8 protein-coding genes and 1 pseudogene are annotated in these 13,077 nt (G+C 42.1%); 4 read left to right on the top strand and 5 right to left on the bottom strand.

The window, feature by feature from the left end:
* Positions 1–98 precede the first annotated feature (98 nt).
* A complete protein-coding gene (locus EWV84_RS12955; RefSeq protein ID WP_287078307.1) occupies positions 99–653 on the bottom strand; it encodes a hypothetical protein in 555 nt (184 codons plus the stop codon).
* Positions 654–932: 279 nt separating this feature from the next.
* Here EWV84_RS12955 and EWV84_RS12950 point away from each other — a divergent pair, with 279 nt between their 5' ends.
* Both EWV84_RS12950 and EWV84_RS12945 read left to right on the top strand, forming a co-directional pair.
* Positions 933–1,208, top strand: coding sequence for a BrnT family toxin (locus EWV84_RS12950; protein ID WP_052275984.1), 276 nt, complete (start codon positions 933–935; stop codon positions 1,206–1,208).
* The gene (locus tag EWV84_RS12945; RefSeq protein ID WP_287078306.1) at positions 1,189–1,446 is read left to right on the top strand and encodes a hypothetical protein; all 258 of its coding nucleotides are present in this window, start codon (positions 1,189–1,191) and stop codon (positions 1,444–1,446) included. Before EWV84_RS12950 ends, EWV84_RS12945 begins: the two co-directional genes overlap by 20 nt.
* A gap of 58 nt (positions 1,447–1,504) precedes the next feature.
* Here EWV84_RS12945 and EWV84_RS23125 read toward each other — a convergent pair.
* Together EWV84_RS23125 and EWV84_RS12940 are read right to left on the bottom strand one after the other, a co-directional pair.
* Positions 1,505–1,695 (bottom strand): annotated as a pseudogene (locus EWV84_RS23125) (hypothetical protein).
* A 152-nt stretch (positions 1,696–1,847) separates the two neighbouring features.
* A complete protein-coding gene (locus EWV84_RS12940; RefSeq protein WP_287078305.1) occupies positions 1,848–8,000 on the bottom strand; it encodes an AAA family ATPase in 6,153 nt (2,050 codons plus the stop codon).
* Between the two features lie 94 nt (positions 8,001–8,094).
* Here EWV84_RS12940 and EWV84_RS12935 point away from each other — a divergent pair, with 94 nt between their 5' ends.
* Both EWV84_RS12935 and EWV84_RS12930 read left to right on the top strand, forming a co-directional pair.
* Entirely contained in the window at positions 8,095–8,247 is a 153-nt protein-coding gene (locus EWV84_RS12935) for a hypothetical protein (protein WP_287078304.1), read from the top strand.
* Positions 8,248–8,262: 15 nt separating this feature from the next.
* Positions 8,263–9,339: an RNA-guided endonuclease InsQ/TnpB family protein gene (locus tag EWV84_RS12930; protein ID WP_287078308.1), complete on the top strand. Its 1,077-nt coding sequence runs from the start codon at positions 8,263–8,265 to the stop codon at positions 9,337–9,339.
* A 24-nt stretch (positions 9,340–9,363) separates the two neighbouring features.
* Here EWV84_RS12930 and EWV84_RS12925 read toward each other — a convergent pair whose 3' ends face one another.
* Both EWV84_RS12925 and EWV84_RS12920 read right to left on the bottom strand, forming a co-directional pair.
* Positions 9,364–11,196, bottom strand: a complete 1,833-nt coding sequence (locus EWV84_RS12925) for a carotenoid oxygenase family protein (RefSeq protein ID WP_287078303.1) — start codon at positions 11,194–11,196, stop codon at positions 9,364–9,366.
* Between the two features lie 374 nt (positions 11,197–11,570).
* Positions 11,571–12,905 (bottom strand): AAA-like domain-containing protein, encoded by a 1,335-nt coding sequence (locus EWV84_RS12920; RefSeq protein WP_287078302.1) that lies wholly within the window; start codon positions 12,903–12,905, stop codon positions 11,571–11,573.
* Positions 12,906–13,077: the final 172 nt, after the last annotated feature.

The raw sequence follows: 13,077 nt of genomic DNA, 5'->3' as shown, positions 1-13,077 counted from the left end.
TAGATGATTTCCTGACCTAAGATCACATTTTATTCTTTTTTCCACTTCAATCTAAGAATTGAGAAAAAAGCAAAACCTTATATTATACCATAAAAAAATTATGCAAGAGGTCTATTTTTAGTACCCCCTACATGGAAAGCTAAACCTCCAAACGAAAATTTACCTGCTGTATTCCCAGCTGGAAGCACTCCCGGAGCAAAGCCACCATTGGGGTTGAAAAGGTTATCCGTCGGCGAGTGACCAATCCTGTCTGTGACTGGAACACCATTGACAGGTGCATTAAAAACGCCAGAGCCTGCGGGAAGCATTGCAGTAATAGGGTTAGTGATGCCGCCTTCAGTCTCCGTTCCCGTCACTGAAAGGATCTTGTAGCCTGTAAAGGTATAGGCTGGAACCGGGTTTGGTTCTGTCCAGGCGTCCCACCCTGGGTTAGAGTAAGAAGGGGCGTTTATTGTTGTAAGCGTGTCCTCCGTAGTCAGATTCAGATCAAATAAATCACCGTCCGGAAAAGTTTTAAAGACGAATTTGAAGCTAAGTTGAGCAGCGTGAGCAGGACTTGTGGATAGTCCGATTAGTGCAGTGGTTACAGCCGCTCCAAAAATCGTAGCTGAGATGCTATTTTTCATTTTTTTTCTTCTCAATAGTGCAATCATCCCCTCGCAGCCAGGTCAAGCAACAACCGAACCCAACACCAAGAGGAGATAGCAGAATGATACGCACTACCTATTCTCTGGGGAATCTATCCTTAGACTGATTTGAAAAACTCCAAAGGCAGACAACAAAACTGTACACATTACATCCCCAGAACTGTATCAAAAGCTACTATTTAATAAATCTTTACATTCCTCTCCCCTTAGTCCCTCGCCTTCGGGAGCTATAGGTTAGTATAGAGTGGGTGAAAACAATTTTTCTCCATTGATTTCGGGTGTCTCATGCGTATTCAATGGGATGAAGCCAAACGACAGCGAGTTTTAACAGAACGTGACATTGACTTCACTCGGTTAAACGATCTGCTTTACAAACCTTACATCGAAGACCAACGCTCTGAGCAGCCAGAACAATATCGGATTGTTGGCTTTGCGGGCGGAACGTTAACAACATTCATCGTAGAATACAGAGTCGATGAAGTCGGTGATTACATTTGGGTTGTCACCGCTTGGAAATCAACTAAACAGGAGCGCAAAAGCTATGAGGAAACAGTCAACTGAAATTAAAGATATTGAGGAAATTGCTCAACAAGCACATCTAGGGAAAGATGTCTCTGAGCATTTCACAGGTAATTTTCAGGTTAAGCAACAAATTAATCTTGATTTTCCCCCGGAGTTACTAGGAAGCATAGATGTAGAGTGTCAATTGCAGAACATGAATCGTCAGGATTGGATCAAGATGGTTTGCGTTGAAAAACTCCGTGCAATTCAATCTAGCAGAATAGCCAATAGTGTTTAGTGGGGTCAAAGTATCCTACGCTACAATTTAATAAATATTTAGGGCTTGCTGAATAAATCTAAAAACCTTGTTGGGTAAGACTTTTAGACTTTTTTCCCTCAAAAAGTGCCTACCATTGGAGTGATCGGGGGGAAATTGAGGTACTTTTTCCCTGAAAATTAGGTAATTGACCCCCTCAAAATGGTTAAAACCCTACACCCCACACCCCACACCCCACACCCTACCCCCAGGAAAAACTTTTTGCCGCAAACCCTAGATAATCAGTCTTTAAGAACTGGATTTGGTGTAATAGCAAATCTGTTTTTAATACCATGATTAACTCCCAATCCAACTTTAAAAACCCAGTTGGGTATTGTTCCACAACTTCCCACTATCCTGTACCTTTTAAACAGGATTTAGTCTTAGGTTGATTTTGCCAGGGCCAGCCAATGGAGGTGAAAGATTGCTTGATAGATGGGATTATGGACCCGCAGCCGGCCTTCGTCTTTGATCACTAACCCCGATAAAAGTAACTCTTTCTCTGGAGGGCTATCCTCGGCAATCACCTCTTTTTCCTTTAAAATCCGTTCATAGAGTCTCAGGAGCAACTGGGAGCGATGACTGTTGAGAAGCCGATCGCGAATAGTCCGCAGATGTTCCGGTTCATCCTGAGCTTCCCAATTGTCAATGATCTTCTTCTGTACCAAGTCCTCAATCCAGAGGGACTCACCATTGGGGGGAATCGGTGCGGCAGCGGTGCGAATTAACTGACAGAGTTTTTGGGTCAGAAAAGGTTGACCGTTTGTCCAAGCAAAGACTTCTTTTAAGACAGTTTGCGGGTTACTAACTTTCTCGGCCAATCCGCGCAGTAAAGGCTGGGCTTCGTGTTCCTTAAAACCCTCCAATTGAATCGAATGACCGATATTAAAAGGAGTGATTTGGTGGTCGGTAATTAAATCGGAGGGGGTGACAACACCGAAGAAAGCGAAGGTCAAACGCCGATAGAGCGGGTTAAAACCACGCTGGTTATAGCAGGAACGAATCAGGGCAAAAAAGTCATTAACCGTGAAATTTAAGCCCAAAACGCTATCAATTTCATCGATAAAAATCGCGATCGGTTTCGGGGGAGAACCGTCCACTATCCCCACTTCCAGCAATAACACTTCTTCGATAAATTCGCCCAAGCGCTGTACTGCCGAGACATCTTCCCGTTCTTGCCACCAAGCTTTGAGATTGACCCTTTTGAGCAGGCCAAAACGTCGCCCTAACTCGAAGGCTATCCCCTTGTACCATTGGTCGGGAGTGACATTTTCGCTGCCGATGCGGGTTAAATCAATGGGAGCGCAACAGACCCCCTCGTGTTGGAGGTGATCGATCATGCGTACCATTAAACTAGACTTGCCCATTTGACGGGGATTGAGGACATAGCAAAAATCGCCGCGTTTGAGGGCTTTATAGAGATAACGGTCGGCGGCGCGGACCACGTAGGTGGGGGCATCCATGGGTAAACTGCCCCCCACTTGGTAGTCAAAGGTGCTAGATTCTTCGCTACTTCTGAGCAGTTCATTTTCAAACAGTAATTCTGCTTGGGTGGCCTTGAGAATTTCTAGGGTTTGGCTGAGTTCTAGGGTGCGCTCCTGCACTTTCTGTTCTAGGGTGCGGCTATACTCGGCTAATTCTTCGGTAAAGCGAATCCGTTCCGCTTCCGCCTGTTTTCGTTCGGTAATATCGGTAAAAGCGGTGATCGCATAGATAATTTCTCCTTTTTCGTCAAAAACGGGCGTGGCATACACTTCTAGGGGAATAATCTTCTCTCCTTGGTGAATTTCTAGATCATCCATCGTGTTTTTTTCCCCCCTTAAAGCTCGGACAATCGGATGGTATTCTGTGGGATACAATCGATCGGTTCCAGCTTGATATAACTGATAGGTTTCCCCCAACTCATTAGCCGTGGTGATATTAACTATCTCTTTTCCTAAAATCTCTTGGGCAGTTTGATTGGCATAATAGGGTTGACTACCAGCATCGAGGACGAATACCCCCACCGGCATCGCTTCTAAAAATTGCGCTAGTTGTCTCTGTTTGGCTTTGATTTCGGCGTAGAGTTTGGCGTTAGTAATTGCGATCGCCGCTTGGCTGGAGAGCAGTTGCAGCACTTCCAATCTTTCTTGGGTAAAAGCCCCGACGGTGAGATTATTTTCTAGATAGACAATTCCCCGCAGTTGTCCTTGGTCGAGGAGGGGCGAACAGAGCAGGGATTTGGTTTGATGGGTTTTAATATAGGAATCATTGCTAAAATTGCCCTCATGGGCAGCATCGTCATTAAGAACGGTTTGACCGCTCCGGGCTACATAGTTAATAATCGAGACGGGAAGATGTTCTTCGATGGCATTAGATTTAAAGACTGTCACCCCATCTTCCTGCACCGAACCGGAGGCTTCGATCAATAGTTGTCCGCCACTTTCTAGGATAAGATAACCCAGCTGCGCCCCGGCATTTTCGATGAGAATTTTCATCAGGGTGGCGAGTAATTTATCTAAAACTATCTCGCTAGAAATGGCTTGGGAGGCTTTCATAATCGTGGCTAAATCTAACAGTTCTCCCGCATGACTAACTGAATTTTTTCTGGTGGTAGTTTTCCTAGTTTCGGTCAGGGAATTGGAACCATAATTATTGACCATTAACTGAGAATAACGGCTTTCTATCTCTTTGACTTTAGCTGTTGCTCCCCAAAGAGAATAGAGATAATAAGCTTCATTGATGTAGGTTTTGGCAATTTTTACTTTACCCCAATCTAGATAGAATTTCGCCGCTAGTTCGTTAGCTAGTGCTTCTTCATTAATGTATTCATTTTCCTTGGCTTTAGCGATGGCTAGTTCGTAGTTTTCTATGGCTTCTAGATAGGATTGCTGCACCCGGTCTTTTTCCGCTTGCACTAAATAAAATTTATGGAGATAGTTAGAGGGTGCTTGATTAGCCCATTCCTGTTGCTTTTTCTGATTATTCGTCACCCGTTCTAATATTTGCTTTTGTTGGTCATTGTCCAGATGACTATAAATAGCTAAATGGGCGAGGGAATCATAGAAATTATGCAGAGAAATCAAGAAAGTGGCGGTGGCTCCCCCCAGATATTTTTCGGCTTGTTTAGCGTTTTCAATGGCTTGTTCGTACTGTCCAAATAAATAACAAAGGTATAATTTATTAACAAATAAAGCACAGAGTCCGTAGAGATCATTAGCCTCTAGATGATACGGTAACATAAGAGTTTCTTGATAGTATTGTCCTTCTAAATTACCGGGATTTTCCGAGTGCCTCAGCAGATTTAAAACTGTTTGTCCGTAGATTTTTAGATAGTTGCGAGTATTTTCTTGTTTGAGCTTAACAAAAGCCAGATCATAATTAGCTATTTCCTGGGCTAATTCTGTTAATTCCTGTCCGATAAAGGCAGAATGAAAACAGTAAAGATAGGCGCAGGTTGTTCCGTAGTAGAGATCCCCAATGTCTAAACCAGTTTGATAGGAAGATTTTAACAAAGACAGGGAATTTTTAATTGGTTCTTTCCAGATACTAATAGTGGCGGAAAAGACGGCAATTATTTTCGGCATCAGGGCTTTGGCATGAAATTTATCGGCGATGTTTAAAGCCAGTTTTCCAAATTGATAACCCGTTTCCCAATCTTCTAAAATACCACAAAGAATTAAGCCATAATTGACATAAGTAAAAGCCGCTAGATAACTATTGCCGTATTCAATTGATAAGTTAACCTGTTTTGATACTAGGATGGGTAAGAGATGAGGGGCGGCAATAAAAACAGGAGGAAATATGGCAGTCGCCATCTTCATTATTGCTAATTTTTCTTCCTCATTTATCGGCGGTAAATTACTTAAATCCTCAATATTTTTACCCGCTAATTTTTGCCGAGTTTTAGTAAGTTCTTCGTGGATATATGATGATTGTAAGGATTCAGAAATCTCGAAATCGAAGCTTTTTAGGACGGATAAACCAATTTGTACCGCTTTTAGTTCTTGATTTTGGGTGTGATAAGCTTCGATAATGACTTCATAAACTTTTATTTTATCTAGGGTTGTTTTTGCCTGTTTTAATACGAGATTAGCCCAGCACTGCATCGGCTCAAAATCCCCAGTTAAATAGGCAATTTCCGTGGCTTCAGAATAAATATTTAAAGTCAGTTGATAGTTATTTTTCCAACTTGATTTTTTAAGAAGTTTTTGAGCAATTTTAATATATTTTAAGGCTTCGATTTGGGCATTGGCAGCTTTGGCTTTTTGGGCTGCTAGTAAATTCAAGTTAGCCACTAACTCTCGTTCTTTTTCCTCGCTAATTAGTTGATAACCAAGATTGAGATGATCGACTATTTTAAAAATCTTTTCCGATAATTCATTGGCAGCAGTATTCCGCCAAAGTAGGCGACCAATTTTTAGATGAATTAAAGATTTTTGGCTGTCTTCGATGAGAGCGTAAGCTCCTTGTTGAATGCGATCATGAGCAAATTTATATTCTTGAATCAGTAATTGTTCATCTAATTCTGAGAGGGGAATAATCAAACCAGCTTCGCTACTATAATTTAAAATTGGTAAAAGTTCTGAAGGTGATTTTTCAGAGATTATTGCCAGACTATATAAATTAAACTCTGCTCCAAGGCAGGCCGCTAAACTTAAAACCTCCTGGGTTTCGGGGGGCAATTTCTGCATTTTGCCCATCATAAATTGAATCAGATTATCGGTACTGCCAATCCTTTGAATTTGACCGAGATGCCATTGCCAATAGCCCCTATTATTGTCGATGTTAGTGGTTGTTTCCTGCCCGGGTTGGAAAAATAGCAAATTTTCCCAGTAGATAGTTTTGAGAAATTCATTGACAAAAAAAGGATTACCGTGGGTTTTTTGCCAGACTAAAGCGGCCAAAGATTGCACATATTCTGGTGAATGATTTAATGTCTCGGCAATTAACTGATTGACCTGTTCAAGTCCCAGAGGTTTTAAAATAACTTGATTGATAATTATGCCCCCCTGCTCTAATTTATCGAGAGTAGCGGTTAGGGGATGGGTGGAATTAATTTCATTACTGCGATAGGAGCCAATTAAAAATAAATAGTCGATATCGCCATCGAGCATAATTAATTCTATCAACTGAAGACTAGCTAAGTCTGCCCATTGCAAATCATCGAGAAAGATGACTAAGGGATGTTCCGGGGAACAAAAGACCCGAATAAAATTTTTAAAGACTAAATTAAAGCGATTTTGAGTAGCGATCGCTCCTAATTGTAACACCTCTGGTTGCGGACCGATAATTAATTCTAGTTCAGGAATCACATCAATAATAACCCGTGCATTCGTCCCCAAAGACTTTAGGAGTTTTTGTCGCCATAGTTCCAGTTGTGGTTGACTTTCCCCCAAAAGTTGCTTGACCAGATGAGTCAAAGCGCTAACCACAGCAGCGTAGGGAGTGTTGCGCTGAAACTGGTCAAATTTACCAGAGATAAAAAAGCCGCGTTTTTCAGTAATTGGCTGATAAATTTCCCCAACCAAGGTGGTTTTACCTATACCAGAATAACCCGTAACTAGCATCAGTTCGGTGTGAGAGGAGTTTTTATCCGCCGTGGCTACCCGTTGAAAAGCAGCGAGGAGAGTGGCGATTGCTGCCTCCCTGCCGTAGAGTTTCTGGGGAATTTGGAACTGATTGGCTAGATCTTGCCTAGCGATGACAAAATCCTCAATTTTACCCGTTTTTTCTAGTTGTCTTAAACATTCTCCTAAATCTGCCCGAATACCATAGGCACTTTGGTATCGTTCCTCGGGGGTTTTAGCCATCAGTTTCCTGATGATTGCCTCCACCACCGGGGGAATTTTCTCCCTGACGAGACTATTAATCTCCAAAGGTTGTTTAGCCAGATGACAGTGAACTAATTCCAAAGCATCTTTAGCTGGAAAAGGTAATTGTCCGGTGAGCAGTTCGTAGAAGCTAACGCCCAAGGAATAAAAATCCGTGCGGTAATCGAGACTGCGATTCATCCGTCCGGTTTGTTCGGGAGAAATATAGGCTAAAGTCCCCTCCAGGACGTTGGGATTTTTTAGCCCCGGATTTTCCCGCCGCAGGACGCTGGCAATGCCAAAATCGATGATTTTAATTTGTCCGGTTTCGGGGTTAAGAACTATATTGGCCGGATTAATATCTTTGTGAATAACCTTGGCGTTGTGAATTTTCTCTAAATTAGCCACTATTCGGGGTGCAAGGCTTAAAAAGTCCCTTAAGGCCAGGGTTTTGCCCTCTAGCCATTTTTTTAAGGATATGCCCCCGAAATCTTCCAAAATAATCACGGGAGTTCTGCGGTAGGTTTCTAAACCATAGGCTTTAATCGCCCCCTCGAAGTTCAGGCCGCAGATGGTTTTATACTCCTGTTTGTAGTGGGTTAGTTCTTGGGCGGTGGGATATTCTTGCTTGAGGATTTTGAGGATAACGGGTTGATTATCGGCGGTGCGAATGGCCCGATAGACTTCTGAGTTAACACTTTCGTAGATTTGGGCAAGAATGTCGTATCCGTTGAGAAGAATCATCGAAAAATTGGGTTTGAAACCCCGTCCTTTTAGGACGGCTTGGCATTTAAGATGTTTCGCTATATGCTAGAGATACAGCGAAACAATCTTAACTATGTACGCCACTCAAAAGAACCAACTTAGACAACTTAATCAGCAGGAATTTAATGCCCTGACTGCTTTGTGTCGTTTGAGTAAGAATCTTTTTAATGTGGCGTTGTACGAATGTCGGCAATATTTCTTTGCTGAAAGAAAACGTTTGACCTAAGAATCTAACTACCATATTTGCAAATCTAATGAAAACTATCGGCTTTTGAATACCGATATTGCTCAGCAAACGATGAAGGTAGTAGATAGAAGTATGCGGTCTTTCTTGGGACTGCTTAAGGCAATTAGTATAGGGAGATGTGACCAAAGACCACAACTGCCCCAATACTTGTCTAAAGAGGGATATTTCCCTTTGATTATTCCTCGAATTAAACTCAAAGATGGAATGTTGGCAATTCCCATGTCTAGAGAGTTTAAAAAAGAATATGGCGAAGTTAAAATCCAACTCCCAGAAAGACTGAAAGACAAGAATATTAAGGAGGTACGAATACATCCCAAATACTCGGCTCGATGGTTTGAAATCGAGTACATTTATGAGGATGAAGCAATAGAAACATCTGTGGACTCCGAAAAAGCAATAGCTATTGACTTGGGGGTTGATAACTTGGCAGCTTGTTTTGACACTGAGGGGCATCAATTTTTGATTGATGGAAAAAGACTTAAAAGCATTAATCAGTGGTACAACAAGCGTAATGCTGAACTTCAATCTGCCAAAGATAAGCAAGGCATTAAAGAGTTGACTAATCAACAAGCACAGCTTAATCAATGGCGTAATGATTCTATTCGAGATTATTTGAATAAATCCGCTCGAATAATAATTAACCATTGCTTGAACCATCAAATAGGCAAGTTGGTAGTTGGGTATAATCCAAGTATTAAACAAGAGATTAATATTGGACGTTCCAACAATCAAAACTTTGTTCAGATACCTTTTTGGCAACTTAGACAAAAGCTCAAAGCTTTGTGTTCTCGATACGGAATTGAGTATTGTGAACAAGAGGAGTCTTATTCGTCTAAAGCTAGTTTTTACGGTCAAGATGAGATTCCTATTTACAATGCCGATAACCCCATCAAACAGAATTTTTCTGGTAGAAGGGTTAAGCGGGGATTGTATCAAACAAAGAACAGACATCTTGTTTCAGCCGATATTAATGGTAGTGCCAATATTTTGGTTAAAAGTAAGCACAGACTCAATTTTGAGCGAGTGTCTAGCGGGTTTTTGGCTAACCCTTTAAGGATTTACGTCTCTTAAGAATCCCCGCCAGGCGCGGGAGTGTCAATTTTTTGCTTGGCGATTGTAAATGGCTGCGGGTCTCCCCAAGAAAAATTCTACGGGAACCAAGACAAGACTCCGCAAGGCCGAAAGAACTCGATTTACCTGTGAGACGGAAGGACGGGGAGAAGGCAGCACTTGCTCGAAATACTCGGAATGCAAGGTAAAACCAAAGTGAACATCTTCCGGCAAACTCAGTTTAGCAATCGGTCCGTCCTTGAGATTGTCAGGGTTAAATAACCAAGCTTCTAATACTCTGGTCGGGGTTAAAACCGTCGTAAATAGATAGCCCTGTTCTTGGGGAATAAACTGAATGCTATCTAAAATATAGCCATCGGGACAAACATAAAAATCCAGTAGTTCCCGACCTAAATGTGATACATGAGTATCACTGGCATTTTTTTCTTGTCTAATCTGTTCAGTTAACTGATTCCAATCCTTATCGAGGGGAACCTTGGCTAATACCGAGGGCAAGTCATGACTGGGAAGTTCGGCATCGCTGAGGATGCGATTACTTTGGTCGCGAAAATCCATATACTGACGACGACAGATTAATTCGCGCACATAACCGGAATAAACCTGATAAATGGCGCTGTATCCCTGTTCCAATTCCCGTGGGTCGGCGGTGTAGAGACAGGTAAAGAACCAACCCGGATGGATGAAAGCTTGTTCGCTTATCACCCTGGCATCCTCGATAACCACTTTGCGTAGCACTCCGGGGTCAAAGGGAAACATCCAGGGAATGCCGTGGTATTCGGGGGGATAACTCTGACCAGTAAAATGTTGGATATCGTCTTTTTCGATCGCTTCGGTTAAACTAATAGTGGCGTTTTGGATGGCCACCAGCTGAATTTGACCGTTGATACTATGGTAATTACAAAGGAAGTGATAACTGTCGCCATTGAAGGTAATTAATTGCGAGGGAACGGTGGTTTCTTCTTCCTTGAGGTCTTGACGTTTAACCAGATAAATTTGAGTTTTCGGATAGGTTTCTTCTGGCTTGATTCTGATACCTAATAGTTTGGCTACTCCCATCTGAAAAGGCATATCGGGAATCATGATATAATCTTCGGTGACGATAACCGAATGGGGACTACCATCAAGGATAGTTCCCTGTAGTTTCCAAGGTTTAAGTTGTTTTTGTTGATCCCAAAGAACAATATACACCGAGTTATCTAAATCTTTTAACATACCTCCCGATACAATTTTTAGCTTTAATTCACAGGTGATAAATTCTTGGGTTTTTTTGTCGTAGAAGGGATGAGCGGTATTTTCTAGGACGGGGAAAAAAGACAAAGGCACGGAAACAAGATGTTGGTCAAAATAACCAATCGGGGTGATAGTATCAAGGGAAACGGGATCTACTTCCCAGTAACGTCCCGCATCGGCGGTGAGAATTAATCTGGTTTCTTCTAGTTGTTCATCTTCGGCAACTTTTTCTAGTTTAACCATAGCAGTATTCGCTATTTCCGAAGAACCCAAAATGCTGATCACGGCGGGAAAATTGGCTTTAATAATATTAAATATCGGTAAAATTTTTCGCCAAAAACTATCCCAAGTTTTCAGTTTTTTACTGTAAACGTTAACTTGATTATTTTTCCCTTGCAAGTCCCATCTAATAATTACACCTTCGCCAGAGAACAAATGACGGTCATTTTTTCTATGAAAAGGACAGACGATAAAAACGTATCCCGAAAGATTCTCCGGCCAATGTCCCTCGGTAATTGTGGCGACCGCTTTATATAAATTGTTCTCATCCGGTTGACCGAGTTGCGAGCGACTAAAGTTACTAATGTTGACAGTATTTTGGACAGTATCTTTGATTGACATATTCATAGGATTCTCCCTTATCAGTTATCAGATGTGAGTTATCAGTTATCAGATGTGAGTTATCAGTTATCAGTTAAGTGGGTGGGTGGAATTAAATATAAGATGAACGTAGGTTGGGTTGAAGCATGAAACCCAACGTCCGATCATGTTACGAAGTGCGCTAACCCATCCTAAAAATAATTGTGCCTCCCTACTTATCAGTTATCAGATGCGAGTTACAGCGTTTCTCATCAAGATGAAGTATGACTGGATTTGGCATCATCCCCAGACGACCGACTAATGTTGACCGTTCCTCAGTTTCGGCGTTCCCCAAAACCAGAGAATTTGCACCTCACTATTAGGATAACTGCTATATCAGTTCACTGATAACTGTTTACTGTTTACTGATAACTGATAGAGGATTTCACCTCTAAAAAATAGCGTCGATACAATTCATAGCCGGGTACTACTTTATCTCCTGATTGTTTGAGTAGTCCCATACTGCTGAGTTTGTAAGCGAGAATTGGGTCTAATTGTACGGGTTCCACCGCGCTCATCACTCTATCGAGGGCTTTCGCTAGTTCAGGCTGTTGTTCTAATACCGCCCAATGGCGTCGCAGGTGATGGGCATAAATCCCCGTGACGGAGGTGGCACTGGTTAGTATTTGCGTCATAGTTATTTCCTCCCGACTGAGATAGTAGAGGGCGGTTTGTACCAAAGCTGGGTGTCCTCCTACTAGCTCCATCAATTGTTTGACTTTTTCCTGATTTTCCCAGGTGAGTTGATAACGTTGGGCTAATTGCAATACCTCCTCAAGACTAAAATGACTTAGCTGTGCGGGGAATCCCACGTTAAAGGGGGATTGATTGAGTTGCAGGGGGACGTAAATTTCTGTGGAATGGACGACGATAAGACGGAGTTTTTGCCAGATAGGTAGGGTTTTGGCTTCTTCGTACCAAGAACGCAGCAGCGGTAAAAAATCCTTGGCCACTTGGGGATGTTCAAAAATCTGATTGAGTTCATCGAGGGCGAGGACAATGGGGGCGGTAATCGATTCCAGGAGATAGTCTTGAATGTAAACCGTACAGCTAATCTTGCTGCCTAAATCCTCATCCCAATACTCATCTAATTGTGGTTTTAACTGTAGTTGACGGGCAGCATTGGCACACAACCAGCGCAAAAATTGGTTTAAATCACCTAAAATCGCTTGGTCTACCTGTTCTAAGTTCAAACTCACCGTGCGGTAGCCTTGCTGTTTAGCAAAATCGAGCATTCTCAAAAGTAGGGAAGTTTTGCCCATTTCTTTCGGGGCTTTTATCCGCACTAAAGCCCCCGGTTTCTTGATTTCCTGCCTTATCTGTTCTTCCAGGGGAAGACGTTCTAAATAAAATGGGGAACCAAGGGGAACTGCCCCATTGGGATAGGGGGGTAATATGTCCAATTTTTCGCTCTTGGATGCAGAATTAACCGGAATTTTGTCTTGAGGGGGTGCTGTTAGCTGAAAATTCAGGGCGGCGATTTCTTGCCAGTCGAGGCATAATCGACGACAAATTTGGGCAAAAGTGGCTTGTTCTACTGGTTTCCCCGTCAGGAAGTTGCTGACAATAGCCAGACTAAATTCAGCTTCTTTAGCTAAGGATCGTTGACTGCTAAAGCCCTGCTTTCTCACGGCTAATTTGACTTGATTGAGGCAATGTTGTTGTACTCTTAGATGGCTCGATAGGGAATCTCTCATAAGAATTGGGGAATTGGGGAATTGGGAAGAATAAATAAAAATAAATCTCCTTAATACTGAATCCTAACCCAATGGTAGATGTTGGATTTTGCAGGAGTTCTATTTTTTGTCAAAGATAAGCAAAAATTATCTATTGACTCCACAAGCTTGAGAATATTTAAATTAACATTCC

This window comes from Microcystis sp. M_QC_C_20170808_M3Col, assembly GCF_007095505.1.
In the GTDB taxonomy this organism is placed as follows: Bacteria; Cyanobacteriota; Cyanobacteriia; order Cyanobacteriales; family Microcystaceae; genus Microcystis.
This window is presented reverse-complemented; position numbering and strand designations above follow the sequence as displayed.

Coding starts and splice junctions, on each gene's coding strand:
- EWV84_RS12940 (WP_287078305.1), bottom strand. CDS start 8,000: ATGATTCTTCTCAACGGATACGACATTCTTGCCCAAATCTACGAAAGT.
- EWV84_RS12950 (WP_052275984.1), top strand. CDS start 933: ATGCGTATTCAATGGGATGAAGCCAAACGACAGCGAGTTTTAACAGAA.
- EWV84_RS12945 (WP_287078306.1), top strand. CDS start 1,189: ATGAGGAAACAGTCAACTGAAATTAAAGATATTGAGGAAATTGCTCAA.
- EWV84_RS12925 (WP_287078303.1), bottom strand. CDS start 11,196: ATGAATATGTCAATCAAAGATACTGTCCAAAATACTGTCAACATTAGT.
- EWV84_RS12955 (WP_287078307.1), bottom strand. CDS start 653: ATGATTGCACTATTGAGAAGAAAAAAAATGAAAAATAGCATCTCAGCT.
- EWV84_RS12920 (WP_287078302.1), bottom strand. CDS start 12,905: ATGAGAGATTCCCTATCGAGCCATCTAAGAGTACAACAACATTGCCTC.
- EWV84_RS12935 (WP_287078304.1), top strand. CDS start 8,095: ATGTACGCCACTCAAAAGAACCAACTTAGACAACTTAATCAGCAGGAA.